This window comes from Amycolatopsis jejuensis (genome assembly GCF_000717335.1).
GTDB classification, from domain to species: domain Bacteria; phylum Actinomycetota; class Actinomycetes; order Mycobacteriales; family Pseudonocardiaceae; genus Amycolatopsis; species Amycolatopsis jejuensis.
Map to the genome: position 1 here is coordinate 169115 of NZ_JNYZ01000027.1, position 25550 is coordinate 194664.

Annotated in this window: 23 protein-coding genes; 17 read left to right on the forward strand and 6 right to left on the reverse strand. The window is 70.3% G+C overall.

Annotated elements, in window-relative coordinates:
• Positions 1–56: 56 nt before the first annotated feature.
• Both OO71_RS32685 and OO71_RS32690 read left to right on the forward strand, forming a co-directional pair.
• On the forward strand, positions 57–302 hold the full coding sequence (locus tag OO71_RS32685; protein WP_211260707.1) for a WhiB family transcriptional regulator: 246 nt from the start codon (positions 57–59) through the stop codon (positions 300–302).
• 913 nt (positions 303–1215) lie between these two features.
• Entirely contained in the window at positions 1216–4509 is a 3294-nt protein-coding gene (locus OO71_RS32690; RefSeq protein ID WP_033293808.1) for a glycosyltransferase family 2 protein, read from the forward strand.
• An 84-nt stretch (positions 4510–4593) separates the two neighbouring features.
• Here OO71_RS32690 and OO71_RS32695 read toward each other — a convergent pair whose 3' ends face one another.
• A complete protein-coding gene (locus OO71_RS32695; RefSeq protein WP_033293809.1) occupies positions 4594–5058 on the reverse strand; it encodes a metallopeptidase family protein in 465 nt (154 codons plus the stop codon).
• 79 nt (positions 5059–5137) lie between these two features.
• Here OO71_RS32695 and OO71_RS32700 point away from each other — a divergent pair, with 79 nt between their 5' ends.
• The 8 genes from OO71_RS32700 (at position 5138) to OO71_RS32735 (ending at position 13205) form a co-directional block, all read left to right on the forward strand.
• On the forward strand, positions 5138–5491 hold the full coding sequence (locus OO71_RS32700; protein WP_033293938.1) for a DUF3499 domain-containing protein: 354 nt from the start codon (positions 5138–5140) through the stop codon (positions 5489–5491).
• 74 nt (positions 5492–5565) lie between these two features.
• Positions 5566–6921, forward strand: coding sequence for a phosphomannomutase/phosphoglucomutase (locus OO71_RS32705; RefSeq protein WP_033293810.1), 1356 nt, complete (start codon positions 5566–5568; stop codon positions 6919–6921).
• 65 nt (positions 6922–6986) lie between these two features.
• Positions 6987–7214: a Trm112 family protein gene (locus tag OO71_RS32710; protein ID WP_033293811.1), complete on the forward strand. Its 228-nt coding sequence runs from the start codon at positions 6987–6989 to the stop codon at positions 7212–7214.
• Positions 7207–8292 carry a hypothetical protein gene (locus tag OO71_RS32715; RefSeq protein ID WP_033293812.1) on the forward strand — a complete coding sequence of 362 codons (1086 nt, stop codon included), beginning with the start codon at positions 7207–7209 and terminating at the stop codon, positions 8290–8292. The genes OO71_RS32710 and OO71_RS32715 overlap by 8 nt, the downstream gene beginning before the upstream one ends.
• A gap of 67 nt (positions 8293–8359) precedes the next feature.
• Entirely contained in the window at positions 8360–9592 is a 1233-nt protein-coding gene (gene manA / locus OO71_RS32720; protein ID WP_033293813.1) for a mannose-6-phosphate isomerase, class I, read from the forward strand.
• 101 nt (positions 9593–9693) lie between these two features.
• Entirely contained in the window at positions 9694–10608 is a 915-nt protein-coding gene (locus OO71_RS32725; RefSeq protein WP_033293814.1) for a cation diffusion facilitator family transporter, read from the forward strand.
• 77 nt (positions 10609–10685) lie between these two features.
• Complete coding sequence (locus OO71_RS32730) at positions 10686–12200, forward strand: amino acid permease (RefSeq protein WP_033293815.1); 1515 nt, start codon at positions 10686–10688, stop codon at positions 12198–12200.
• A 273-nt stretch (positions 12201–12473) separates the two neighbouring features.
• Complete coding sequence (locus OO71_RS32735; RefSeq protein ID WP_051792526.1) at positions 12474–13205, forward strand: hypothetical protein; 732 nt, start codon at positions 12474–12476, stop codon at positions 13203–13205.
• Positions 13206–13441: 236 nt separating this feature from the next.
• Here the strand turns inward: OO71_RS32735 and OO71_RS32740 are convergent, their stop codons facing one another.
• Positions 13442–15721, reverse strand: a complete 2280-nt coding sequence (locus OO71_RS32740; protein ID WP_156096665.1) for a hypothetical protein — start codon at positions 15719–15721, stop codon at positions 13442–13444.
• A gap of 85 nt (positions 15722–15806) precedes the next feature.
• Between OO71_RS32740 and ahcY the strand changes: the two genes are divergently transcribed.
• The 3 genes from ahcY to OO71_RS32755 all read left to right on the forward strand — a co-directional run bounded on the left by ahcY (position 15807) and on the right by OO71_RS32755 (position 18123).
• The gene (gene ahcY / locus OO71_RS32745; RefSeq protein WP_033293816.1) at positions 15807–17288 is read left to right on the forward strand and encodes an adenosylhomocysteinase; all 1482 of its coding nucleotides are present in this window, start codon (positions 15807–15809) and stop codon (positions 17286–17288) included.
• Between the two features lie 101 nt (positions 17289–17389).
• Entirely contained in the window at positions 17390–17677 is a 288-nt protein-coding gene (locus OO71_RS32750; protein ID WP_033293817.1) for a FitA-like ribbon-helix-helix domain-containing protein, read from the forward strand.
• Entirely contained in the window at positions 17671–18123 is a 453-nt protein-coding gene (locus OO71_RS32755) for a type II toxin-antitoxin system VapC family toxin (RefSeq protein ID WP_033293818.1), read from the forward strand. The genes OO71_RS32750 and OO71_RS32755 overlap by 7 nt, the downstream gene beginning before the upstream one ends.
• On the opposite strand, the gene OO71_RS32760 is transcribed toward OO71_RS32755, so the two are convergent.
• Positions 18120–18662 (reverse strand): helix-turn-helix domain-containing protein, encoded by a 543-nt coding sequence (locus OO71_RS32760; RefSeq protein ID WP_051792527.1) that lies wholly within the window; start codon positions 18660–18662, stop codon positions 18120–18122. The two genes, OO71_RS32755 and OO71_RS32760, sit on opposite strands and share 4 nt — an antisense overlap.
• A gap of 46 nt (positions 18663–18708) precedes the next feature.
• On the opposite strand from OO71_RS32760, the gene OO71_RS32765 reads away from it, so the two are divergent.
• On the forward strand, positions 18709–19176 hold the full coding sequence (locus tag OO71_RS32765) for a YbaK/EbsC family protein (RefSeq protein ID WP_033293819.1): 468 nt from the start codon (positions 18709–18711) through the stop codon (positions 19174–19176).
• A 333-nt stretch (positions 19177–19509) separates the two neighbouring features.
• On the opposite strand, the gene OO71_RS32775 is transcribed toward OO71_RS32765, so the two are convergent.
• A complete protein-coding gene (locus OO71_RS32775) occupies positions 19510–20502 on the reverse strand; it encodes a hypothetical protein (RefSeq protein WP_033293821.1) in 993 nt (330 codons plus the stop codon).
• A 301-nt stretch (positions 20503–20803) separates the two neighbouring features.
• Between OO71_RS32775 and OO71_RS32780 the strand changes: the two genes are divergently transcribed.
• Both OO71_RS32780 and OO71_RS32785 read left to right on the forward strand, forming a co-directional pair.
• Positions 20804–21058 (forward strand): hypothetical protein, encoded by a 255-nt coding sequence (locus OO71_RS32780; protein WP_033293942.1) that lies wholly within the window; start codon positions 20804–20806, stop codon positions 21056–21058.
• A gap of 25 nt (positions 21059–21083) precedes the next feature.
• The gene (locus OO71_RS32785; protein ID WP_033293822.1) at positions 21084–21725 is read left to right on the forward strand and encodes a dTMP kinase; all 642 of its coding nucleotides are present in this window, start codon (positions 21084–21086) and stop codon (positions 21723–21725) included.
• On the opposite strand, the gene OO71_RS32790 is transcribed toward OO71_RS32785, so the two are convergent.
• A complete protein-coding gene (locus OO71_RS32790; RefSeq protein WP_033293823.1) occupies positions 21722–22294 on the reverse strand; it encodes a TetR family transcriptional regulator in 573 nt (190 codons plus the stop codon). The two genes, OO71_RS32785 and OO71_RS32790, sit on opposite strands and share 4 nt — an antisense overlap.
• A gap of 85 nt (positions 22295–22379) precedes the next feature.
• Between OO71_RS32790 and OO71_RS32795 the strand changes: the two genes are divergently transcribed.
• The gene (locus tag OO71_RS32795; RefSeq protein WP_033293824.1) at positions 22380–23270 is read left to right on the forward strand and encodes an SDR family oxidoreductase; all 891 of its coding nucleotides are present in this window, start codon (positions 22380–22382) and stop codon (positions 23268–23270) included.
• Here the strand turns inward: OO71_RS32795 and OO71_RS32800 are convergent.
• Positions 23261–25489: an FAD-dependent oxidoreductase gene (locus OO71_RS32800; protein WP_033293825.1), complete on the reverse strand. Its 2229-nt coding sequence runs from the start codon at positions 25487–25489 to the stop codon at positions 23261–23263. The genes OO71_RS32795 and OO71_RS32800 overlap by 10 nt on opposite strands.
• Between the last annotated feature and the right edge of the window lie 61 nt (positions 25490–25550).

A 25550-nucleotide genomic window follows, 5' to 3' on the forward strand; every position in this document is an offset into this window, starting at 1 on the left:
GGGAGTGGGGGCACGTCGTGGGTTGGGGAGAGAACCCGGAGCAGCAGCTCGGGGATCTGACCGACCTTTTCGACGTCCCCGAAGAGCAGGACTGGCAAGAGCGCGCCCTGTGCGCGCAGACCGACCCGGAGGCGTTCTTCCCGGAGAAGGGCGGCTCGACCCGCGAGGCCAAGCGCATCTGCCTTGGCTGCGAGGTCAAGGACGAGTGCCTGGAATACGCCCTGGCACACGACGAACGCTTCGGCATCTGGGGCGGCCTGTCCGAACGGGAACGCCGGAAGCTGAAGAAACGCGCAATCTGAGAGGGTTCCGGGAGGTTCCGGTCTCGGGGGCGGTGTGTCCACGGAGAGCGTGGACCGGCTGACCTTCACCGTGTCTTCTGGGGGTGCAACCCCCAGACCCCGCCCGGGGGCACGCCCCCGGACCCCCGTTCGGGTCGGGTCGCGTAGGTCTGTCCGGCTGGGTTTCACTCGCCGGGCATACCCGCCGGACACCCGTTTGGGTAGGTGGGTTCGGTTGCGTGCGCGGGGTTCACGTCGGCTTGGGCACGTCGCCGAATTCCGGCCTGGGTGGGGTTTTCACTCCGGCCGGAACCCGGTCTGAGTAGGCGAGTCCGGCTGGTGCTGGGCGGGTTCACCCCGCCCGGCGGGATCCCCGACCCTCGGCTGCGGCGGATTCGGCTGGCCGTTGGGCTGGGATCGGCGGGAACGTCCGTTCCTCGGCCGCGGCGGATTCGGCACCCGGTTCGGCTGGTGTGGGTGGGTTTCACTCCGGCCGGGCATTCCCTGAACTCTCGTCTGGGCAGGCGGGTTCGGCTGGCTTATTGAGTCCAGGTGGTGGGACTCGGTCATCCCTTGTGGGTGGGGTTTTACTTCGGCCGGGCCGTCCTCTGAGTCCTCGTCCGGGTTGGTGAGTTCGGCTGGTGCTGGGCGGGTTCACCCCGCCCGGCGGGATCCCCGACCCTCGGCTGCGGCGGATTCGGCTGGCCGTTGGGCTGGGATCGGCGGGATTCGCCGTTGCCAGCCTCGTGAACCCGGCTCCGCCGCCGCGTGGTGAACCCGGCGCCGCCGCGTGGTGAACCCTGGTCCGCCGCGTGGTGAGCCCGCCGCCGGGTCCAGGTGGTGGGATTCGGGCTTCCCGTGTGGGTTCCCCGCCGGGGCCGGTACGCAGGCCGTAGGGTGGCCGGACCATCGTCTCGTCCTGCAGGAGCCGTTCTTGCCCCGCACCCTCGTCCCGCCCGTCGTGCGGACGTTGCCCGTTCTGGCCATTGTGGTCTGTCACGACGGCGAAGAATGGCTGCCCCTGGCGCTTTCCGCGTTGCGGCGCAGCACGGTGCGTCCCCGGCACGTGCTCGCCGTCGACACCGGGTCCACCGACCGGACGGCCAAACTCCTCGCCGAAGCTGCCCGTCCCGGGGCGGTCGACGAGGACCCCGTTCTTTCCGGAGTTGTCACTCTGTCGAGTGAAATCGGGTTTGCGGAAGCGGTCGCCGCGGCCGTCGCGCACGCCGTCGAGCGGTGGGGCGACCCGGGGACCTGGCTGTGGGTCCTGCACGACGACTGTGCCCCCGAGCCCGACTGTCTCGACCGGCTCCTGCTCGCCGCCGAGGAGAACCCGTCCGCGAAAGTCCTCGGTCCGCTCGGGATCGACTGGACCGACCCGCGGCTGATCGTCGAGGCCGGGCTTTCCACCGACGCCTCCGGGCACCGCCAGCAGATGGCCGCCCCCGGCGAGGAACCCAGCGAGGTCCTCGCCGTCCCCAGTGCCGGATTGCTGGTGCAGCGGGAATTCTGGGACGGCGTCGGCGGCTTCGACCCGGATTTCCCCTTGCTGCGCGAGGATCTCGACTTCGGCTGGCGCGCCAACGCCGCCGGTGCACTCGTGCTGTCGGTCCCGGCGGCGCGCGTCCGGCACGCCCGTGCGCTCTCCACCGGGCAACGCACTCCGGACGCGGCAGGCCGTTCGCTCGCCGCCGCGAACCGTTCCCACGGTCTGCGCGTCTTCTTGGTGAACTGCTCGCCCGCTTCGTTCTGGTTCGGTCTCGTCCGGCTGCCCGTGCTGCTGGTGCTGCGCGCGCTGGTGTTCTTCGTGCTGCGCCGCACCGCCGAGGCGAACGCGGAACTCGCCGCGCTCGGATATCTCTGTGGTGGAAAGGGAAACCTTCGCGCGGCGCGGGCGTGGCGGCGGGAACAACCGCGCCCGGGTACCGTCCGCGGGCTCTTCACGAGCCGGATCACGCGGCTGCGCAACGCAATCCGGGCCGGAGTCGTCGGGCTCGTGCAGCGCGGGGTGCAGAGCGAGGTGGCGCTCGGCAGGGTGCCGGAAAGCGTCGAACAGGAGTCCGCGTGGATTCCGCCGGAAGCGCTCGCGGCGTCCGGCGCGCGGCCGGTCGGCCCGGATGCCTTGCCCGCCGGGGCGTTGCGCGGCCTGAGCACGCACGGCGCGGGGCTGCGCCGCCCGGGCACGGTCGTCGCCGTCACGCTGCCCGAAACGCAGGAACCCGAGGCGGACGTCGAGCCGGTCGAGGAAGATCATCCGTCACCCGAACCGCGGCCCGAACCGGCGCCCGCGGAACCGGATCTGGTGTTCGTGGAGGTCAACCGGCGCCGCGTGCTCGCCGCGACGATCTTCGCGCCGGTGGTGGTGCTGCTCGTCGTCCTCACCGCGCTCGCGCTGGTGATCAACCGCGACCGGCTCGGCCTCGACCTCTGGGGCGGAAAACTCCTCCCGGTCGGCGGGCTCGGCGAGATCTGGTCGACGTACCTGTCGCCGTGGCACCCGGTCGCGGGCGGCACCGGCGCGCCCGCGCCCGCGACGCTGCCCGTGCTCGGCACCATCGGCGCGCTCTTCGCCCCGATCGGCGGCCCGGCGGCGCTCGTCGCGATCCTGCTCATCGGTGACATTCCACTCGCCGCGCTCACCGCGTACACCGCAACGCGCAAGCTCGCCGTCCGCCGCTGGGTTCGCGCGGCAGTGGCCACCACGTACGCTCTGCTGCCCGCTGCCACGGCGTCCGTCGCGCAAGGTCAGCTCGACGTCGTCGTGGTCCACATCGTGCTGCCGCTCGTGGTCGCGGGCATCGTCCGGTTGCTGACCAAACCGGGTACGCGCTGGCTGCACGTCTCGGCGTTGTCCGCGTTCGGGGTCGCGCTGCTCGGGGCATTTTCGCCGCTGGCGCACGTGCTCGCGCTGGTCGGCCTGCTCGCCGGGTTCGTGGTGCTGCCCGCGCCGTCCGGGCTGGCGCGGCGGGTCGCGTCGGTCGGGATCGTGGTGATCCTGCCGCTGGTCCTGCTGCTGCCATGGCCGACCGTGCTGCTGCGGCATCCGGAACTGCTCCTGCACGGCCTCGGCGGACCGGCGGCGCCCGCTTCCGCGACGGACCTCGCCGGGCTCACGCCAGGTGGTCCGGGAGCGTGGCCGATCGGCGTCGCGGTGCTGGCGGCGACGCTCGTCGCGCTGGTGGTCCGGCCGCGGAAGCAGGTGGTCGGCGGGCTGGCGCTTGCGGTGCTGGGGATTGCCGGGGTCGTGGTCGTGCGGCAGGTGCAGCTCACGCCGATGCAGGGCGGGGCGGCTGCGCCGGGGTACGCCGGGGTTCCGCTGCTGGTGGTCGGTGCCGGATTGCTGTGGGCGGTGCTGGCGACGTGGCAGCGCGGTGGTGTCGCGGCGCCTGCGTCGTGGCTGCCGAAGGTGCTGGCGGTTGCCGGTGCGGTCGTGGTCGCGGCGCTGGGTGCGGGGGCTGTCGCGACGGGGTCGGAGGGTCCGCTCACCGCTCAGCCGCGGCCGCAGCTCGCTCCCGAGGTGGCGGCGGATGTCACTGCTACCGGGCGGGCCATCCTTGACGTCGGGGCGGCTCAGGTTCGGCAGACCGGTGGTCGGTTGGCGCTTTTCGGCGATGACGAACTTGCCCCGGTTGCAGGGACTCCGGACCGGCTGGCGGACTGGCGTCGTGGCCTCGGTGAGGGTGACGTGGCCGCGCTCAAGCGGGTGCTGGCGGCTGCTGCGGCGTCCGGAGTGCAGTACGTCGTGCTACCCGCCGGAACGGACGCGCGGGCCTTCGCCACTGCCGCGAACGACCTGGTCGCGGCCGCCGCGCCGACCACCGACGGACGTCCGACGCTCCGGCTGCTACCCAAGTCCGGCCAGGTGGCGTTGATCTCGCCGGAGCTGGCCAAGCAGGCGGTGACCGGTGGTGGTGCGCCGGGGACGAACCCGGGGATTTCACCGGTGGACGCACGGCTGCCGGACGTGCGGGTACGTGCGTCGGAGGGCCCGACGGGGCGGCTGCTCGTGCTCGCCGCGGAGCAGGAGGCGGGCTGGCAGGCGAGCGTGAACGGCAAGGCGGTGCCGATCGTGCCTGCGTGGGGGCATCAGGTCGCGGTGTCGGTACCGCCGGAGTCGTCGGAGATCTCGCTGATGTTCCCGGGTACCGAGCGCAGCCTGCTGCTGTTGGTGCAGCTGGCGGCGGTGTTGTTCACGGCGTTGACTGCGATTCCGTCTCGACGTCCGTGAAGGGAACCATCACGGACTTGGATTCCGTGAAGGGAACCATGAGGGAATCTGCTGGCCTGATGGTTCCCTTCACGGAACTCGGCGTCAGTCGCCTTCGATGACGTCCGGTTCCACGCCCAGGTAGCCCGCGACCTGTTCCACCAGTACGTCGTGTACCAGGTCGGCCAGTTCCGACGGGTCCTTCGCGCGGGCTTCCAGCGGGCGGCGGTACAGGACGATCCGGGCGCGCGTCGGCATGCCGGTGCGGTCGACCCCGGCCGGGACCAGCCGGGACAGGGGGACGGTGTTGTCGTGCAGTACGCCCTCGGCCGGGGCGCGGCCGTCGGTGCGGACCTCGGGCACGTCGTCGACTGCGACGTCCAGTTTCGTCAGCTCGTGGCGCCACCGGGCTTCGATCGGTTCCAGTGCGTCGAGCACCAGTGCGTCGAACCGCTCCGCGCGGCTGGCGGCCGCGGGCAGGGTCGCCGGGTAGAGCGTTCCACGCAGGCCCCGGCCGTGCCGGTCCCGTCGCAGCCGCTGCCGTTGTCGGTAGTCACGAGCCGTCGCCACTGCGCAAGTCTATGCGGTCGCCGGGGGTACGCGCGTGTCGCCGGTACGTGGTCGCGGCGACCCGCTATCGTTGCCGATCGTGCGGAGCGTACGGAAATGTTCGCGAACGGGTTGCCCCGAACCCGCTGTCGCCACGCTCACGTATGCCTACCGCGATTCGACCGCCGTCGTCGGGCCGCTGGCCACCGCTTCCGAACCGCACTCCTACGACCTCTGCGAAGCCCACGCACTGCGGCTCACCGTGCCCAAGGGCTGGGAGGTCGTGCGGCACGAGGGGGCGTTCGCCGCGCCCGAGCAGTCCGCCGACGAGCTCACCGCGCTGGCCGAGGCCGTCCGCGAAGCCGGCCGCTCCGACCTGCCCGCACCGCCGCCCGAGCCGGAAGGCCCTTCCGGACGCCGTGGGCACCTGCGGGTCCTCCCCGGGCGCGCCTGAGCCGCCCTCTCGCCGGTAGGCTTTCGCCCGCGGCGCGACCGGCGCCGCCACGAGACTAGCGGCGGGGAGAAGGCGTGCCAGACCTTTCGGGCATCGTGAAGGCCTACGACATTCGCGGCGTGGTCGGCGAACAGCTCGACGCCGCCCTCGTCCGGGACTTCGGGGCCGCGTTCGCCCTGCTCATCAAGCCCGAGGCGCCGTCAGTGGTGATCGGCCACGACATGCGCGACTCGTCGCCCGCGCTGGCCGCGGCCTTCGCCGACGGCGTCACCTCCCATGGCCTCGACGTGGTGTCCATCGGCCTGGCCAGCACCGACCAGCTGTACTTCGCCTCCGGCTCGCTCAACCTGCCCGGCGCGATGTTCACCGCGAGCCACAACCCGGCCAAGTACAACGGCATCAAGATGTGCCGCGCCGGTGCCGCCCCGGTCGGGCAGGACACCGGGCTCGCCGAGATCCGCGACACCGTCGAGCAGGGCGTACCCGAGTTCGAGGGCCGGCGCGGCAGCGTGTCCGAGCGTGACGTCCTCCGCGACTACGCCGCGTACCTGCGCGGTCTCGTCGACCTCACCCGCTCGCGGCCGCTCAAGGTCGTCGTCGACGCGGGCAACGGCATGGGCGGGTACACCGTGCCGACGGTGTTCGACGGGCTGCCGATCGACGTCGTCCCGATGTACTTCGAGCTCGACGGCAATTTCCCGAACCACGAGGCCAACCCCCTCGACCCGAAGAACATCGTCGACCTGCAGGCCAAGGTCCGCGAGGTCGGCGCCGACGCGGGGCTGGCCTTCGACGGCGACGCGGACCGCTGTTTCGTGGTCGACGAGCGGGGCGAGCCGGTGTCGCCGAGCGCAATCACCGCGCTGGTCGCCGTGCGCGAGCTGGCCAAGGAGCCGGGCGGCACGGTGATCCACAATCTGATCACGTCCAAGGGCGTGCCGGAGATCGTGGCCGAGCACGGCGGCAAGCCGGTGCGCACGCGGGTCGGGCACTCCTTCATCAAGGCCGAAATGGCCCGTACCGAGGCGATTTTCGGCGGCGAGCACTCCGCGCACTACTACTTCCGCGACTTCTGGCGGGCCGACACCGGCATGCTGGCCGCGCTGCACGTGCTGGCCGCGCTCGGCGAGCAGGACGGCCCGCTGTCCGCGCTCACCCAGGACTTCTCGCGGTATGCCGCGTCCGGCGAGATCAACTCGACGGTGGACGACCAGGTCGCCCGGATGCTCGCGGTCAAGGACGCGTACACCGGCAAGTCCGGCGTGCAGATCGACGAACTGGATGGGCTCACCGTGCAGCTTCCCGGCGGCGCGTGGTTCAACCTGCGCCCCTCCAACACCGAACCGCTGCTGCGGCTCAACGTGGAGGCCGCCGACCGGGCCGCGGTCGAGGCACTCACCGGCGAGGTGCTCGCCCTCGTCCGGGGGTGATCGGGTGTCCGATTGTGTCCGGAAGTTGCCCTTCACTGTCCATCGACGCGTGGTATGGAGGAACCATGGCCATCACGCTTGACGCGCAGCTGCTCGAGATCCTCGCGTGCCCGTCGCCGGATCACGCCCCGCTGCGTCCCGGCACGGCCGAAGACCCCGAGGCCGACGCGCTGACCTGTACCGAATGCGGCCGGGTGTACCCGGTGCGCGACGGGATCCCCGTGCTGCTGCTCGACGAGGCGCAGCTGCCGGGTACTGCCGAGCCAGGTGACGACCGTGCCGACAGTGCTTGACGATTCCCTGCTCGACGATCCCGCGCGGCTGGCCGAGGCCGACAGCGCGGGCCTGCTGCGAGCTGCCGCGATGGCGGGTGCGCAGGTACGGGCCACCGCCGAGGCAGCGGCCGAGCTGGAGCTGAGCGAGCGGCTCGACCTCGGCCGTCCGCGTTCGCTGGTGCTCATCGACCGGCCGGGGGTGAGCCGCACGATCACCCGCCTGCTGGCTGCGCTGCTCGCGCCGTCGTGCCCGGTGCCGGTCGTGGTGGCCGAGTCCGTGCCGTCCTGGATCGGGGCGCTGGACGTGGTGTTCGCGCACACCGACGACGCCGGTGACCGGGAGCTGGCCGCTTCGCTGGAGCGGGCCGCCCGGTTCGGCGCGTCGGTGGTGCTGTCCGCGCCTGCCGAGGGTCCGGTCGCGGCTTCGGTGGCGGGTAAGGGCGTGCTGCTCGCGCCGCGCGTACCGGTCCCGCCGGAGCTGGCGTTCCCGCGTGGGCTGGCCGCCGGGCTGCTCACCGCGAACGCGCTCGGCCTGCTGGTCGCCGACGTCCAGCTGCTCGCCGACCAGCTCGACCTGGAGGCGGAGAAGGACTATCTCGCCCGGGAGTCGTTCGCGAACCCGGCGAAGGCGCTCGCGCTGCGGGTCGCGGACCGGTTGCCGCTGCTGTGGGGTCTCGACCCGGTCGCGGTGGCGGTGGGCGAGCATGCGGCACATGCGTTCGCCGCGCACGCCGCGCTGGTGTGCGACGTGGAGGACTACCGGCAGGCGCTGGCGCGTCCGGCGCTGCGCCGGGTGGCGCTGTCCGGCGGCGGAGAGCGGGACATCTTCGCCGACCCGGATGACGTGTCCGGCGGCGTCGCGACCCGAGTGCTGCTGCTGTCGGTGCGCACCGGACCGGCCACCGAGGCGGCCCGGTACCAAGCCGAGGAGTTCCTGCCCGGCGCGGACCTGATCGCGCCTGCCGAGGAGATCGAGGCCGACGAGATCGTCCGGGCCGCGGTGCTCGCGCTGCGGTTCGAGCTCGCCGCGGTCTACCTCGGGCTCGCGGCGGGCAGCATCGGCGGGGCCGGGAGATACGAACCGGCCTCCGCCTGAGGGGGTATGCGCGGCCGCGCGCCGCGGCACATCGGCCCGGCCGATGGGAAGGACAGGGGAGTTGACAGTGGAGCTGTTGCGCAACGCCGTACGGCCCTATGCCTGGGGATCGCGCACCGCGATCCCGCGGCTGCAGGGCCGTCCGGTACCTGCGCCGCACCCCGAGGCCGAGCTGTGGATGGGAGCGCATCCGGGGGACCCGTCGTACGTGATCGGCCCGGACGGCACCGAGCTGAGCCTGCTCGACCTCGTCGACACCGATCCGGTCGGCCAGCTCGGGCAGCGGTGCGCGCAGCGCTGGGGCAACCGGCTGCCGTTCCTGCTGAAGATCCTGGCCGCGGAAGAACCGCTGTCGATGCAGGCCCATCCGTCGGCCGCGCAGGCCGCGGAGGGGCACGCCCGCGAGGAAAAGCTCGGCATCCCGCGCGACGCCGCCAACCGCAACTACCCGGACCCCACGGCGAAGCCGGAGCTCGTCTGCGCGCTCACGGAATTCCATGCGCTGGCCGGATTCCGCGACCCGCACCGCTCGGTCAAGCTGCTGAAGGCAATCGAAACGCCGGGGCTCGCCAAGTACACCGGGCTGATCGAGGCGGAACCGGACCCGTCCGGCCTGCGGGCGCTGTTCACCACGTGGATCACGCTGCCGCAGTCCGCGCTGGACGAGCTGCTGCCGGAGGTACTCGACGCGTGCGTGCGGCACGTACAGGACCGCGGCGAGTTCGCACTGGAGTGCCGCACGATCCTGGAACTGGGCGAGGTACATCCGCGCGACGCGGGCGTCCTCGCCGCGCTGCTGCTCAACCGGCTGACCCTGCGCGCCGGTGAAGCGATCTACCTCCCGGCCGGAAACCTGCACCTGTACCTGCACGGAACCGCGGTGGAAATCCTGGCGAACTCGGACAACATCCTGCGCTGCGGTCTCACGCCGAAGCACGTGGACGTACCCGAGCTGCTGCGCGTGGTCGACTTCGCGTGCGGGGAAATGCCGGTACAGCACGGAGAAACGGCCGACGGGCAGATGGCGGTGTACCACACGGACGCGCCGGAATTCGAACTGTCGCGCCGCGAATGGACCCCCGGCGACGAGACGGAGCTGGCGCTCGACTCCACCGGCCCGCAGATCCTGCTGTGCACCGAAGGTGCCCTGCTGGTCACCGCGGCCGACGGCGAAGAGGCCGAACTCCGCCGGGGCCAGTCGATGTGGCTGCGTGCCGCAGACCCGCAGGTCCGAGTCCGCCCGGCAGCCGGTGAACGCACTCAGCTGTTCCGCGCAACGGCGGGCACTTACGAGGACTGAGCGGGGTGCTCCGCGAGGGTTGAGCAGGCCGGTCGCGTGGGCGCTCCGGCGGCTCCTCTAGGCTCCCTCCCGGCAATTCGGGCGCGAGCAGGGAGCGGGCTGTGTCAGCTGGTGGGGGTACCAAGGCGATCATCGCGGCGCTCGCCGCCAATGCCGGGATCGCGGTGGCCAAGTTCGCCGGGTTCCTGGTCACCGGGTCGTCGTCGATGCTGGCCGAGTCGGTGCACTCGCTGGCCGACACGTCGAACCAGGGGCTGCTTCTGCTCGGCCAGAAGTCGGCGAAACGGCGGGCCACGCGGGAGCATCCGTTCGGCTTCGGGCGGGAGCGGTACTTCTACTCGTTCATCGTCGCGCTCATGCTCTTCACCCTCGGCTCGGCTTTCGCGCTGTACGAGGGCATCCACAAGATCCTCGAGCCCGAACCGCTCGAGACGCCGATCGTCGCGGTGATCATCCTGGTCGTCGCGATCGGGCTGGAGGGGTACAGCTTCGCCACCGCGATCCGCGAATCGCGCAAGATCAAGGGGGACGCCGGCTGGTGGCGGTTCATCCGCCAGTCCAAGGAACCCGAGCTTCCGGTGGTGCTGCTGGAGGACACCGGTGCGCTGGTCGGTCTCGTCTTCGCGCTGCTCGGCGTCGGGCTGTCGGTGCTCACCGGCAACCCGGTGTTCGACGGCATCGGCACCGTATTCATCGGGGTGCTGCTCGGCGTCATCGCGGTGATCCTCATCGTCGAGATGAAGAGCCTGCTGATCGGCGAGGGCGCCACCGACACCGACCTCGCCACGATCATCGACGAGCTCGCCGCGGGCAAGGTCGAGCGCGTCATCCACATCCGCACCCAGTACCTCGGCCCGGACGAGCTGCTCGTCGCCGCGAAACTGGCGCTCATCCCCGGTCTCGACACCGGCCAGGTCGCCACCGCGATCGACGACGCCGAGGCCCGCGTACGCGCGAAAGTCCCGGTCGCCACGCTGATCTACCTCGAACCGGACCTGGACCGCGACATGCAGTGACCAGCCGGTCAGCTGCCGGTGACCGTCCACGCTAGGGTGACGGCCGTCCCCACAAAGGTCACCGCAGGAGGTCAACGTTGCCCGGAACGGGTTTGTGGCGCACCAAGTCCATCGAGCAATCGATTGCCGATACGGATGAACCGGAGACGAAACTCCGGAGAAACCTGAGCGCATGGGACCTGACGGTCTTCGGCGTCGCGGTGGTCATCGGTGCCGGGATCTTCACGCTCACCGCTCGGACGGCGGGTGATTTCGCCGGCCCGTCGGTGTCCCTCGCGTTCGTCCTCGCGGCGATCGCCTGCGCACTGGCCGCCTTGTGCTACGCCGAATTCGCGTCCACGGTTCCGGTGGCCGGGAGCGCGTACACGTTCTCCTACGCCACCTTCGGCGAGTTCATGGCGTGGATCATCGGCTGGGACCTGATCCTCGAGCTGGCCGTCGGCGCCGCTGCCGTCGCCAAAGGCTGGTCCGTCTACCTGCAGACCGTGCTCGGATACCTCTTCGGCAAGGGCGCTAAGACGTCGATCGACCTCGGCGGCGGTTTCGCCATCGACTGGGGCGCGCTCATCGTGGTGCTGGCGCTGGTGACCCTGCTTGCACTGGGTACGAAACTGTCGTCGCGGTTCTCGATGGTGATCACCGGAATCAAGGTCGCCGTCGTGCTTTTCGTGGTCATCCTCGGCATCTTCTACATCAAGGCGGCCAACTACACGCCGTTCATTCCGGAGAACCAGCCGGCCGGGGCGGGCAAGAGCGGCGTCGACCAGTCGCTCTTCTCGGTTCTGGCGGGCGGCGCGAGCAGTTCGTTCGGCATCTTCGGCTTGCTTGCCGGTGCCTCGCTGGTGTTCTTCGCATTCATCGGTTTCGACATCGTCGCCACCACCGCGGAGGAGACCCGCAACCCGCAGAAGTCCGTCCCCCGCGGCATCTTCGGTTCGCTGGCCATCGTGACGGTGCTGTACGTCGCGGTGTCGCTCGTGGTCGTCGGCATGGTGCCCTACACCGAACTGTCGACGCCCGCCGGTCCCGGCAACGAGCACCGCACGCTCGCCACCGCGTTCTCCGCGAACGGCGTCGACTGGGCCGCGAACATCATTTCGGTGGGTGCGCTGGCCGGTCTCACCACCGTCGTCATGGTGCTGATGCTCGGCCAGGTGCGGATCATCTTCGCGATGTCCCGTGACGGGCTCATGCCGCGTTCCCTGGCGAAGACGAGCGAGCGCGGGACCCCGAAGCGGGCCACCATCCTGGTCGGCGCCCTCGTCGCGGTCGCGGCCACGTTCTTCCCGGCGGACAAGCTCGAGGAAATGGTGAACGTCGGCACGTTGTTCGCCTTCGTGCTGGTGTCCGCGGGGGTGCTGGTACTGCGCCGCACCCGGCCGGACCTGCCGCGGGCCTTCCGGGTGCCGGGCGTCTGGGTGATCGCGCCGCTCGCGATCCTCGCCTGCCTCTGGCTGATGCTGAACCTGACCGTCCTGACCTGGCTGCGGTTCGTCGCCTGGATGGCGATCGGGGTCGTGCTGTACTTCGCCTACAGCAGGCGGCGTTCGCTGCTCGGGCAGCGGCAAGCGGAGCGAGAGCCGGTCGACTGACCCGGGTACGGCCCGTCTCCCCAGCCGGGAGACGGGCCGTTTTCTCATGGCTCACCCACAAGGGATCACAGATAGGCAACTCGCGGATATCGTTTCGGGTCGCTCCTCGGGGCCGGGATGACCAGGTGAGACGGGTGCGATAACTTTCGCGTCGTCTTCCCTCTCGCGGAGTAATCACGCTCGGGCAATTCGGCCGAACGGTGGTCGGGGTCCTACGGAGGGTCGCGGTATGCGCTTTTCGTCGTTCCTGTTCAGCTCAAGAGGAGTTGCCCCATGTCCACTACCGCCAGATTGCGTGCCGGGTTCACGGTTGCCGCGGTCGCCGGACTCGCCCTGCTCGGCTCGGCGACGGCGGCGCTTGCCGCCGACACCGAAGACAGCCGGGCGACGATCCACGAGGGCAACGTCACCACGTGCAGCGGGGCGGGGCTGACCGGCGTGAATCTCGGTCCGGATGACCTCACGGTCACCGGTGGTGGACAGCAGGATCAGTACGTGAGCATCACCGCGGTGAAGCCGGGTGTCACGGTCACCGCGATCGTGGTCAAGGGTGGGCCTCGGTACAACGTCTACGAGCCGGGCAAGCGCGGTCTGCCGGTCGTGCCGCCGTGGACTCAGCTGCGTTCGCCGCTGAACAACGGTGGCAACATTCCGGTGATCAGCCACTGGTTCGCGTGCGGGATCAAGACTCCGCCGACCACCACCACGACGCCGACCACGACCACCGCGCCGCCGACCACGACTACGACGCACACTGCGCCGCCGTCGTCCACGGCGCCGTCGACGACTACGACCAGCAAGACGTCGGGTAGCGCGACTTCTGCGCCCAGCACTACGAGCGCGCCTGCGGTGGTGCCTGCGGGTAATGAGAAGGGGACCGGGGGCGGTCTGGCCAGCACCGGGTTCGACAACGCTTGGCTGTTCTGGGTGGCCGGGTTGCTGATCGTGGCCGGTGGTGGATTGCTGGCGTTCCTGAAGCTGCGGCGGCGCGGGTCGTCCGAGTGAGCTGACTGAGGGCACCCCGAAGCCGGGATTGTGACTACGGGCGGAGGGGGCTTGTCAAGGCGGGAAAGATGCCTTGACAAGCACCCTCCGCCCGTGTTTTTGGCTTCGTATCGGGGTGCAGGGCCGGGTCTGGGTGCCCGGTCTCGTGGGTGCGCGGGTGCGGCTGGGGTGGTGGGTCAAAGGCTGTGAAGGGAACCTTCACGGAATCTGAGTCCGTGAAGGTGGCCTTCACGGCGTTAGCGGGGGCGGGGCAGGTCGCCGAAGAGGGAGCCTTGTTCGCCGAGAGTGCGGGTGCGGCCGTTGGGGCGGCCCAGACCGGCGGCCATTGCGACGGCGTTGTCCCATTCCGGGTCGGCCAGGTATTCGGTGTGTTTCAGTACGCCGGGGGCCCAGCGGCGGCGGCCGTCTGGGGCGCGGAGTGGGTCGGGTAGCCAGTGGTCGCCGCCCAGGATCAGGACTCCTGCGTCGTCTGGTGTTGTTTCCAGGGGGCCCCAGCCGCCTGCCGGCAGGTAGCCGTCGCCGATCAGGTGTTTGCCGCTCGTTTGGTGGCGCCACGTGGTGACGCCGCCGCCGAAGATGTCCGTGCCTCGGCACAGGGCGCGCCAGCGGCCGTCCAGCGTGGCGAACAGCTCCGACAGCGAATCCTGCGGCAGCACTGCCGGGAACGCTCGCTGGTAACCCCATTGCAGTGGTGACCCGGCGGTGAGCAGGCCGACGCGGTCGCGTTCGTCGGCGGGGAGCTCGGCGCTCAGGCGGGCGGCGGTGAGCACCGTGAGGATGCTGCCGAGGTTCAGCCCGGACAGCACCACTCGCGTACCCGGCTCGGCGAGATGTTCCTTCACCCGCTCGGCCAGCTCCGGCACGATCTTCAGCGCGTAACACGGCGGTACCCCCGGATGCGCCGCGCGCGGCCAGAACGACACGAGGTCCGCCAGTGCGCCGAGGTGCCTGCTGCGTTGCGGTGACCGGGCCGCCGAATAGACCACCCGCAGCAGACCGGCTGCCAGGCCGCCGAGCGCGAACACCCCGATCGCCGACACGGGCGTGAACCAGCCCGGCTGCAGGTCGAAGCCGAAGCGCACCACAAGCAGGGTCACCGCGCCCACGCACAGGCCCAGCGCGACGATCATCGCCAGGTGGTGCAGGTGGCGGCGTTCCCAAGCGGACCGCGCCCACGCCTTGGCCGCGTCTTGTTCCTGCTGCCGGTCGTGTTCCATCAGCTCGACGATCGGCGGGACGCCACGGCGGCGGCGCCGGAGCGGGACGGCGATCGCGTACCCCGCCACGCTCACCAGCGCCATCAGGCCCAGCCCGCCGCCCCACAGGACGGTGACCAGGTCGTACGTCGTCGGCAGGGAGAGCCCGGACGTGCCGAGCAGGCGCCGCAGGACGATGGCCAGCCCGGCTCCGAAGCCGCCGCCGAGCAGCCCGGCCAGGGCGAGTACCGGCGCCGCGGCCCAGCCGCCGAGCCACGGCCGCAGGCGGCGCGGCCGGTCCCGCCAGCCCGCGCGGGCCAGCAACGCCGACGGCACCAGCGCGAGCGCGAACAACACCGTGACCACCAGCAATGCGCCGCCGAGGCCTTCAACCGTGCTGTCGACACCTGGCAACCGGCCACCGACCGGCAGGGCCAGCACAGCCGCCACGACGACCAGCAGGGTGGCGAAAGTCAGCAGAGTGCGCCGGGCGATGCGACCCGGGTCAGCGCCGATCGACGCCCCGATGAGCACCGCGAGCACCAACGCCAGCGCACAGATCCACGCGATCAGCTGCGGGATCTGGGTCGGCACCCGGAACGGCCCGCCCAGCAACGGCAACGCGATGCACGCGAGCGCCGCCACGGCGTGCAGCGCGGACATGCCGGGTGCTTCCGGGTCGGCGCGCAGATGCAGCGGGACGCCCTTGCGCCCGGCATGGTCGGGCGGGCGGACGCGCCAGTTCGTGGACGAGATCCGGTGCAGCACGTAAACCAGCGCGAGCAGCACGGCCACCCCGGCACCGATTCGCAGCGGTCCGGCGCGCAGCCCGGACGGCACCCAGGTGAGACAGGCTCGTCCGGGCGCGAGGCATTGCGTGGCGAGGAGGTCCAGCACGGCCGCGGCGACCTGGCTGACCAGCAACATCGTGAGCAGCACCGCGGCGATCCGCAGCAGCCCGCGGCACAGCCCGCCGAGCCAGCTGGCGCGGTGGACTGGCGGCAGCATCCAGAACGCGACGTTCGCCAGTGAGAAGGGGAACAGCAGCGCCCAGGCGGCTTTGGCGGCACCCCCGGACGTCATGCCGCTCCACAGGTAGCCTTCGACGGTGCGCGGGATCGACCGGCCGAGCGCGGGTACCACCGGGCCCGGCGCGGGGCGGCGCAGCCGGTCGGCCGGGCGTACCACGCGGCCGAGGCCGTCGCCTGCGACGTCGGCGGTGGAGACCGCGTCGAGGAGCGTTTCACCGCTCGTGCCCACGAGTCCGGCCACCCTCACTTCGACGATGCGGGTGTCAGGGCCGGGGAGCGGGGCGGGCACGGTGGTCTCTCCTCATCCGATCGAGTCAGGGTCGAATCGACAACGGTACTGTTCAGGTGCCATCAAACCTTGGAGGAACCGCACTATGACCCCCGAAAGCGTTGTCAAGCGGCACGACACCCGGGGCGGCCTCGAATTCGCCGTCGCCGATCTCGAGGCCGCGGAGTTCGGCCGGAAGGAGATCCGGCTGGCCGAGCACGAGATGCCCGGCCTGATGGCGTTGCGCCGCGAGTACGCGGAGGTCTACCCGTTGCGGGGCGCGCGGGTCGCCGGTTCGCTGCACATGACCGTGCAGACCGCGGTGCTGATCGAGACGCTGGTGGCGCTGGGTGCGGAGGTCCGCTGGGCCTCGTGCAACATCTTCTCGACGCAGGACCACGCGGCCGCCGCGGTGGTCGTCGGGCCGCACGGCACGGCGGAGGAGCCCAAGGGCGTACCGGTGTTCGCGTGGAAGGGCGAAACGCTCGAGGAGTACTGGTGGTGCACCGAGCGGATGCTCACGTGGGAGGGCGAAGGCCCGAACATGATCCTCGACGACGGTGGCGACGCGACCATGCTCGTGCACAAGGGCACCGAGTACGAGAAGGCCGGCGTGGTCCCGCCCGCCGACGACGAGGACTCCGACGAGTGGAAGGTCTTCCTGGAGCTGCTGCGGGCGTCGATAACAAGCACAGGGGCGGACGGGTCCAAGTGGACCCGCGTCGGCGAGAGCGTGCGCGGCGTCACCGAGGAGACCACCACCGGCGTGCTGCGGCTGTACCAGCTCGCGGCCGCGGGTGAGCTGCTGTTCCCGGCGATCAACGTGAACGACTCGGTCACCAAGTCGAAGTTCGACAACCGCTACGGCATCCGGCACTCCCTCGTCGACGGCATCAACCGCGGCACCGACGTGCTGATCGGCGGCAAGGTCGCGGTGGTCTGCGGGTACGGCGACGTGGGCAAGGGCGCCGCGGAATCGCTGCGCGGCCAGGGCGCGCGCGTGATCGTGACGGAGATCGACCCGATCTGCGCACTGCAGGCGGCGATGGACGGGTACCAGGTCAAGCGCCTGGAGAGCGTGCTCGGCGAGGCGGACATCGTCATCACCACCACGGGCAACAAGAACGTGGTGATGGTCGAGCACATGGCGCGGATGAAGCACCAGGCGATCGTCGGCAACATCGGCCACTTCGACAACGAGCTCGACATGGCCGGCCTCGCGCGCTACCCGGGCGTGCGGCGGGTGAACATCAAGCCGCAGGTCGACGAATGGGTGTTCCCGAACGGCAACACGATCCTCGTGCTGTCGGAAGGCAGGCTGCTGAACCTCGGCAACGCGACCGGGCACCCGTCGTTCGTGATGTCGAACAGCTTCTCGAACCAGGTCATCGCACAGGTCGAGCTCTTCACGAAGTACGAGGAGTACGACAAGGAGGTCTACCGCCTCCCGAAGAAACTGGACGAAAAGGTGGCCCGCATCCACCTCGACGCCCTTGGCGGCGAACTGACGGAGCTCACGAAGGAACAGGCGGAATACATCGACGTGGACGTCGAGGGCCCGTTCAAATCCGAGCATTACCGTTACTGATCCGCTGACAGAACAGCCGCCCCGAAATGCGTTTCGGGGCGGCTTTGTCTGCGGCTGAAAACAGGTGATAGCTCGAATGGGTGAAGTGTTATCATGGTGGGGTGAAACAGCTGATCACCCGCGTCGACGACGAGTTGCACGCGCGGCTGAAGGCCCGGGCGGAAGCCGAGGGGCGCAGTATGAACGACCTGGTCACCGAAGCGTTGAGGGGCGTCGTGCAGCAGGTGGAGTCGCGGGCCGAGTGGAAACGCCGGCTGATCGACGAGGGCAAGATCGCCTACGTCGAGCCGCCTGCCCAGGTGGCCTCGCTGGACGAAATCGAGAACTTCTCCAGTGGATGGGGTGCGACCATCGGCGACTATCTCGACTGGAGCAGGGGGGAATGGTGACCGAGTGCTACTACGCCGACACCAGTGCGCTGGCCACCGCGTATCTCAAGGACGAGCCCGGCCACCGCGAAATGCGTGAGCTCCTTCTCGAAGGCCCGGATCTGGTGCTCAGCAGTGAGCTCACTCGGATCGAGCTCGCGAGCGTATTCACCGCGGCGAAGCGATCCGGGCGGCTTCCGGACGCTCGGATCGTCCTCGAGCATTTCGACCACCTCGCTTCGCCGGACGGCTCACTCGTGCTGATTCCGTTCCGCCCGGATCGCGTTTTCCCGGCTGCGCAACGGTTGGTCACCGAGAACTATCCGATCCGCACGCTCGATGCGCTCCACCTCGCGGTGGTCATGCATGAGACTGCCGAGCTGACCGGAGGCGAACCCGTCACGGTCGTCACCCGCGACGAACGTCAGGCCGAGGCGGCGAAAGCCAACGGGCTTCCGGTCCGCTAACGCGGATACCGCATGGTCAGCACGGCAGTCGCCGGGCCGCCGATTCCCCGGTAAACATGGTCGGTTTCCGCGAGGAAGGTGCAGGTTTCCGTGGTGTGCACGGTCGTCGGTGCGTCGATCGGGCCGACCTCGGCGGTGCCGGTCAAGACGGTCAGCACCTCCCGGACGCCGGGGTGGTGTGCTTTGGACACTTGGGTCCGCTCGTGGATGGTCAGGCGGTAGACCTCGGTGATGCCTGCCGGGTCTTCCCAGCGGCCGAGCAGGGTGGCGGTGACGCTGTCGCCGTGGGCTTCGGCTGGGCCGTCGTCGCCGAAGAGCAGGTCGCTCAGTGGGATCGACAGTGCGGTGGCGATGGCGAAGAGGGTGTCGAGGGTCGGGTTGCGGCGGCCGTTTTCGAGTTCGGACAGGGTCCCTTTGCCGAGTCCGCTGCCGGCGGCGAGTGCGGTGAGGCCGACGCCCGCACGCGTGCGCAGGGTACGGATGCGGCTGCCGACGGTGGCGGCGAGCGCGCGCCCATCGGGGGCAGATGACGTGGACACGCCGCCTAGTCTAGTGTTCTGTTTACGGAACCTCAGGAGGTATGCGATGTCGGCGGCGGTGCAGAACGTGCAGGACGCCCTGGATGCGGCAGGAGTCGAAGGCGAGGCGCGGACTTTGCCGCAATCCACGCGGACGGCTGCCGAAGCCGCAGACGCACTCGGCTGCCCGGTCGGCGCGATCGCGAACAGCCTGATCTTCATGGCCGACGACGCCCCGCTCCTGGTCCTGACCAGCGGCGCGCACCGGGTGGACGTCGAGGCGCTCGCCACCCGGCTCGGTCGTGCCCGCATTCGCCGGGCCAAGCCGGAGGAAGTCCGCGCGGCAACGGGCCAGGTCATCGGCGGCGTCTCGCCGGTCGGCCACCCGGCCCCGCTGGAGACGCTGGTGGACGAGACCCTGCGCGAGTACCCGGAAATCTGGGCCGCGGCAGGCACCCCGAACGCAGTGTTCCCGACGACGTTCGACGAGCTGACCCGCATCACGGGCGGCACAGTCACTCGGGTGGACGGCTGATCCCGCGGCGGATCGGCGGGGGTTGCTGCTGAAACGGCTGTGGTGAGGGCCCGAATTTCGGGCGGGGTGGGCCGCCGGTCCGCGTTGGCGGGGACCGGCTGGGCTGAGGCAGCGTTGGCGGGGGTCGGCTTGGTTGAGGCAGCGTTGGCGGAAACCGGCTTGGCTGAGCCAGCGTTGGCGGGGACCGGCTTGGTCGAGGCCGGTCTGGCGGAGGCTCGGCTGGCGGAGTCGGCCAGGTTGGAATGGCCGGTCAGCGCGAGGAAACCGGCTGGTGGAATCTGCGGCTGAAGCTTTCCCGGATCGCCCGGGCCGAAACCCGGGAAAACCAGCGGGTCAGTTCCACTCCACCGCAATCCCCGCCAGCCCCGGACCCGTGTCGCGGAAATACCCGCTCGTCACGCCGCCCGTGTCGCACGGCAGCTCCTCCGCCTCCACCGGCAGCGCGTCGTCTCGAGCGCGGACTTCCCTCGTGCACCGCGCGGGCATCGCGGCGGGCGAGAACTGCAGCTGCAGCAGGTAACTCGCGCATTGGTCGCGCAGCATGCGGTAATACCCCGGGAAAATGGCGGCCGAATCGTCGCGTACCTCGAAGCAGAAGACGTGGATTTCGCCCTCCGCGAGTTTGCGGTCGAAGAGCAGTTCGGTCGCCATCGTCTCGCTGCCGGGGTGGCGGCGGATCCGGCCGACGCGGCAGCCTTCGGCGGTGACCAGCTGGACGTCGTCGATCCGGCAGCCCGGGTCGCCGTTGTACACCGTCACGTAGCGGTCCGGGCCGTGCCGCCGCGCGCGCGTCACCAGGCGGGTGCTGAAGCGCACCTGATGCCGCTGTCCGTCGATGGTGATCCGGTCGTGTACCGCCAGCATTTCGAGGTCGGCGTTGGACTGCCGGGACGACGGCAGCACCCCCAGGTCACTCAGCAGCTGCTCGACGATCGCCCCCATCTCGCCCGAGCGCAGGTCGTGGAACGATGCCGCCGCCTGGTGGCCGCGGGCTCGCGAGTTGCGTGGGCCGATGAGCACGACCAGCGAGTCGGCGGGCAGCTGCAGCACCGATTCCAGCGCACGCACCGCGGGTAGTGCTTTCGGGACCTCCGGCTGCCGCAGACCGCGCTGCCAGTAGCTGAGCGTCGACTGTCCGATATGGATCCCGCGGAGGGCGAGGTGCGCGCGCAGCCGGGCGAGGGACAGGCCGCGGTGTGCGATGGCCAGCCGCAGGGCCTGGTGGAACTCCCCGGTGCGGAGTGCGTCGGTCAGCTCGGACGGCAGCTCCCCCGGGTTGCGCCTGCCAGGTTCGATGATCAGTGGGCCATCCCCGTCTCGTGCCACCGCTGTCCCTTCGCCCCCCGCCCGTGCACTGGGCGTGAATGCCGCGGAACGTTCACGTTAGCAGCGCACAGTATCGGGTCCGACCCCCGTTTGGAGTGCTTGGCCACGGAAGGGTAGCCGTTCCGTGTTCCAGCACCGACCCGGAACACCCGCGCAACCCGAACCGCACCTTGCTCCGAGTGACCGACCTGTTCACCGTTGTGACCACCACTCGCTACGTCGAGGCTGGAGGTGCGTCACAGTGCTGGGGAAACAGGGTCATGTGGGCGGCACTTCCGGGCGTCGAAGGCGCGTCGGACGCTTGCTCCTCCTCCTGGCGTTCGCGGGCCTTGCCTTGCCGGTGTCGGCACCGGGCGCGGGCGCGGCGCAGCCCGCTGGCACCGGCAACGTCCTCGCGACCACCGCGGAACCCCGCGCCGCAGTGGTCGCGAGGGACGGCGAAGGCGGACAGCCCGACCAGCAGGACGACGACTGGATCCCGCTGCTGTGCCTCGCCGGCGTGCTGATCGCCGCACCGGTCGGCTACTTCGCCTACACCCGCCGCGAGGCCGCCTGACAGGGGCAACCAGTATCTTCTAAGCGTGAGTCGACTGGTCGTGATCGAAGGTTTGGACGGAGCGGGCAAGCGCACGCTGTCCGAAGGGCTCACTGCTGCGCTGGAAGAGACGGGCGCGCGCGTCGGCAGTCTCGCCTTCCCGCGTTACGGCCGCAGCATCCACGCCGACCTGGTGCGCGAAGCACTGCACCGCGGGCACGGCGACCTCGCCGATTCGGTGTACGGCATGGCAATGCTCTACGCCCTCGACCGCAGCGGCGCGGTCGGCGAGATCCGCGACCTGCTGGCCGCGAACGACGTCGTCCTCCTCGATCGCTATGTCGCCTCGAACGCCGCGTACGCCGCCGCGCGCCTGCGTCAGCATGCCGATGGGGAAGTGGTCCGCTGGGTCTGGGACCTCGAGGTGACCCGCTTTGCGTTGCCGCGTCCCGACGCACACTTGCTGCTCCGGGTGAGCCCGGAGGTGGCCGGGCAGCGGGCAGTGCAGCGGGCCGAGGCGGATTCCGCCCGTGGCCGCGACGCGTTCGAGTCCGACGATTCCCTGCAACAGCGTTGTGCCGCGGTGTATGACGAGCTGGCTGAGACGTCGTGGCTCGCGCCGTGGCAGGTGCTCGACGGCGTGGGCGGCGTCGACCTGCCGATGCTCGCGAAGTCCCTGACTTCCTAGCCCAGGGACCCGGCCGCCACGCGCAGTTCGTCCAGTGCTTCCGTTGCCAGGGAACCGAAATCCCGTTTACCGTCCGGCGCGACCCAGCGGCCGAAGGCCGTCGCAAAGGCGAGGCAGCCGAGTTCCGCCGCGACGGTCGTCGTCGGTTCCGGGACCCCGCGTGCGGCTAGTGCGTCCCGCATTGCCGCGACCAGCTTGGTGCGCTTGAGTAATTCGCGTTCCACGAGGTCGCTGTGCGCGGCGACCACCGGCTGCCGTTGCCGCGCCAAGGCTTGCCGCTCGCCGTCGAACACCGCCGCGGTGGCGTCCAGTGCTCCGCCGACCGCCTCGAACGGCGTGGCTTCCGCAGGCGCGGCGGCGATCCCCTCCGAAAACAGCCGGCTCAGCTCGTCCTGCCCCCAGAACAGGACTTCGCGCTTGTCGGCGAAGTAGCGGAAGAACGTGCGCTTCGTGAGCCCGGCGCGTTCGGCGATCTCGGCGACGGTGGTGTGGTCGTAGCCGCGTTCGGTGAACAGCTCGAGCGCGGCTCGCTCCAGTCGCTCCCGCGCGTTCGGTTCCCAGCGGCCCATGCCGTCCAGTCTAGTTGATGACACCTGGTGACATCAGGAGTACGGTTGATGTCACCAGGTGTCATCAACTTCGGAAGGTAATGTCATGCGTGTTTTCGTCACCGGGGCCAGCGGCCACGTCGGTGCTGCGGTCGTCCCCGAACTCCTCTCCGCCGGGCACGAGGTGATCGGCCTGGCCCGGTCGGACGCCTCTGCGGCGGTGCTTGCCGAGCGGGGTGCCAGGGTGCGGCGCGGGGACCTCGACGACCTCGACGGCCTGCGCGCCGCCGCAGCCGAGGCGGACGGCGTCATCCACCTCGCGTTCAAGCACGACGCGATGATGAGCGGGGACTACGCGGGTGCCGTGGCCGCGGATCTGATCGCTCTGCAGGTCATCGGCGAAGCGCTCGTCGGCACCGGCAAACCGCTGGTCGCGACCACGGGCACGTTGATGCTCGCCGGTCTGGACCACGTCGGCACCGAGGACGACGTATTCCCGAGCGGCCACCGTGTCGACGCCGAGAACTTCGTGCGGGGACTGGCCGATCGCGGCGTCCGGTCGTCGGTCGTCCGCCTGCCTCCGTCGGTGCACAGCGCGCTCGACAAGCACGGCTTCGTCCCGAACCTGATCCGGATCGCCCGCTCCACCGGGGTTTCCGCGTACGTCGGCGACGGCGGTAACCGCTGGCCCGCCGGACACACCCTGGACGTGGGCCGGATCTACCGGCTGGCGCTGGACAACGCCCCGGCCGGCACGGTGCTGCACGCCGTCGGCGACGAAGGGATCCCGTTCCGGGAGCTCGCCGAGGCGATCGGACGGCTCGCCGGTGTCCCGGCCGCGTCCATCGCCCCTGACGAGGCCGAAGCTCGCTTCGGTTTCCTGGCGCCGATGGTGCAGGTGGACAACCCCACGTCGGCTACGCGCACACGCGAGATCCTCGACTGGAAACCCGAGCACCCGGGCCTGCTCGACGACCTGGCGATCAGCTATTCGTGACTTCTGCGTAAGGGTTCCGCGGCCACCCGAGCCGCGAGCCGCTCACCGAAGTACTCGATCTCCACCGGCGTGCGCGGCCGGGTGTATTCCACCGGAAGCCAGGCGTACGCGAGGTTTTTGCCCACCGTGTAACCGAATGCGCCGCTCGTGACGAACCCCGCCGGGCGACCTTCGGCATACACCGGTTCCCGGCCCTGCATCGGCCGCGCGTCCTCGACGGTCAGGCACGTCAGCTTCCGGCTCACCGTCGAGGGCGAGCGGCCGACCAGCATGTCGCGGCCGAGGAAGTAGCCCTTGTCCATCCGCACCGCGAAGCCGAGACCCGCTTCGTACGGGTCGTGCTCAGTGGTCACGTCGACGCCGTATTTTCGGTGCCCTTCCTCCATTCGCAGGCTCCGCAACGCATCCTGCCCGGCCGCGACGATCCCGTGCGCCTGCCCGGCCGCCCACAGCGTGTCCCACAGCTGCCGTCCGAGGTCTGCGCCGGTGTGCAGTTCCCAGCCGGGTTCGCCCACTTCGGACACTCGCAGCACGGTCACCGGTACCTCGCCGGCGTACGTCCGCCACGCACGGGAGTCCGATGTGGACAGTTCGGGCAACACCTGCGGGGCAAGCGGTCCCCACAGGCCGAGACAGCAAGTGCCGGAAGTGGTTTCGCGCAACTGCACCGTGCCGTCGCCGGGGAGATGACGGCGTAACCACGCGACGTCACGGTGATTGTGCACGGCGACGTGGAACCGCTCGGGCTCCAGCCGCGCGACGGTGAGGTCGCTGCGGACCCCGCCGTCTTCCCCCAGCAGCAACGTTTCCGTGATCGTGCCGGGCGGACGGTCGAGCTGGTTCGTGGTCATCGTCTGCAGAAACGGCAACGCACCACGGCCGGTGATCTCCAGCCTCCGCCTCGGGGTGAGGTCGAACAGCGCCACCTGGCTCCGGGTCGCGACGGCTTCCTCTCGGCCGTCGCGGTACCACTGCGGCCGCGTCCAGCCGTCCTCGTCGCGGAAATGCGCGCCAAGGGCGACTTCGCGTTCGTAGCACGGCGTGGACCGAACCAGCCCCGCCGTCTTTGAAAGATGCCCGGCCGATGCCAGGCTGCGCTCCCGAACCTGCCCCGGAGCGAGCTGTACCCGATCGAACCGCGCGAGATCGACCGAGTGCAGGTCGAGGTGCGCCTGGCCCTCCACGAGCCATCGCGCCAGCTCCCGCGCAGCTCCGGCGGACCAGGTGCAGCCCAGCGCTTCGGCGACCCAAAACCCGTCGACCTCCGGGTGCTCGCCCAGCAATGGCAACCCGTCCGGCGTGCCGGGAAACAGGCTGCGGACACCTTCCTCGACCTTCGCGTCGGCGAGCGCGGGCATCAACCGGAGCGCGGCGGTCCACGATTCCTCGAACCCGGCCGGAGCGAACGCACCGCCGGGCTCGGCCGGGCCGAGCGCAGTGATCCCCAGCCGGTCGACGTGTTCCCGCATCTCCAGCCCGCCGACGCGCAGCACCGGTTTGCCCGCTTCGGTGAAGTCGTCGTTGTGCCCGGCCAGCCCGGCCAGCGGCGTCGTGCGTGCGTGGTCGTACGCGATCGGCACGACCGGCACCGTGAGGCCGGCCAGCCGTCCCACCGAAGGGCCGCGCAGCCCGGCGCACGAGATGACCAGGTCGGCGCGGAACCGGTCGGTCGCGGTCGCCACCGCGGTCACGCGCCCGGCCGCGCGCACGATCTCGACGACTTCTTGCCCGGTCAGGAATCGTGCGCCCCGAGCCTCGGCCCGACGTGCCTGCGCGAGCGCCGCGCGGGCCGGTTTCACGAGCCCGTCCTCCGGGACGTGCAGACCGCCGAGCACCTTCGCCGGGTCGAGCAGCGGGTGCAGCTGAGCGCATTCGCCCGGATCCCGCAGGTAGCCCCGGATCCCCGACGCGGTGGCCCAGCCGTGCCGTCGTCGCAGGTCAGCGAGCTGTTCGGGCGTCGTCGCCAGTTCGAGGCTGCCCACCGGCTGGAAGCACCAGTCGACGGTCAGTCCGGCGTACTTCTCCGCGGTGTACTTGGCGAACTCGGTGACCGCCCGGTCCCGATGAGTCCGGACCAGCACGCCAGCCCCGGACGACCCGATCGACGGCCCGCGTTCGAGCACCGTGACGTCGGTCCAGCCGCGTTCGGTGAGCTCGTCGGCGACCGCGCAGCCGAGCAGCCCGGCGCCGATCACGATCACTCGCGGTCGAGGTGCCATCGCGAGGTACCCCCTGCGCGCGTTGCGGATGAAGATCGGCGTTCCGTCTTCTGCAACACCA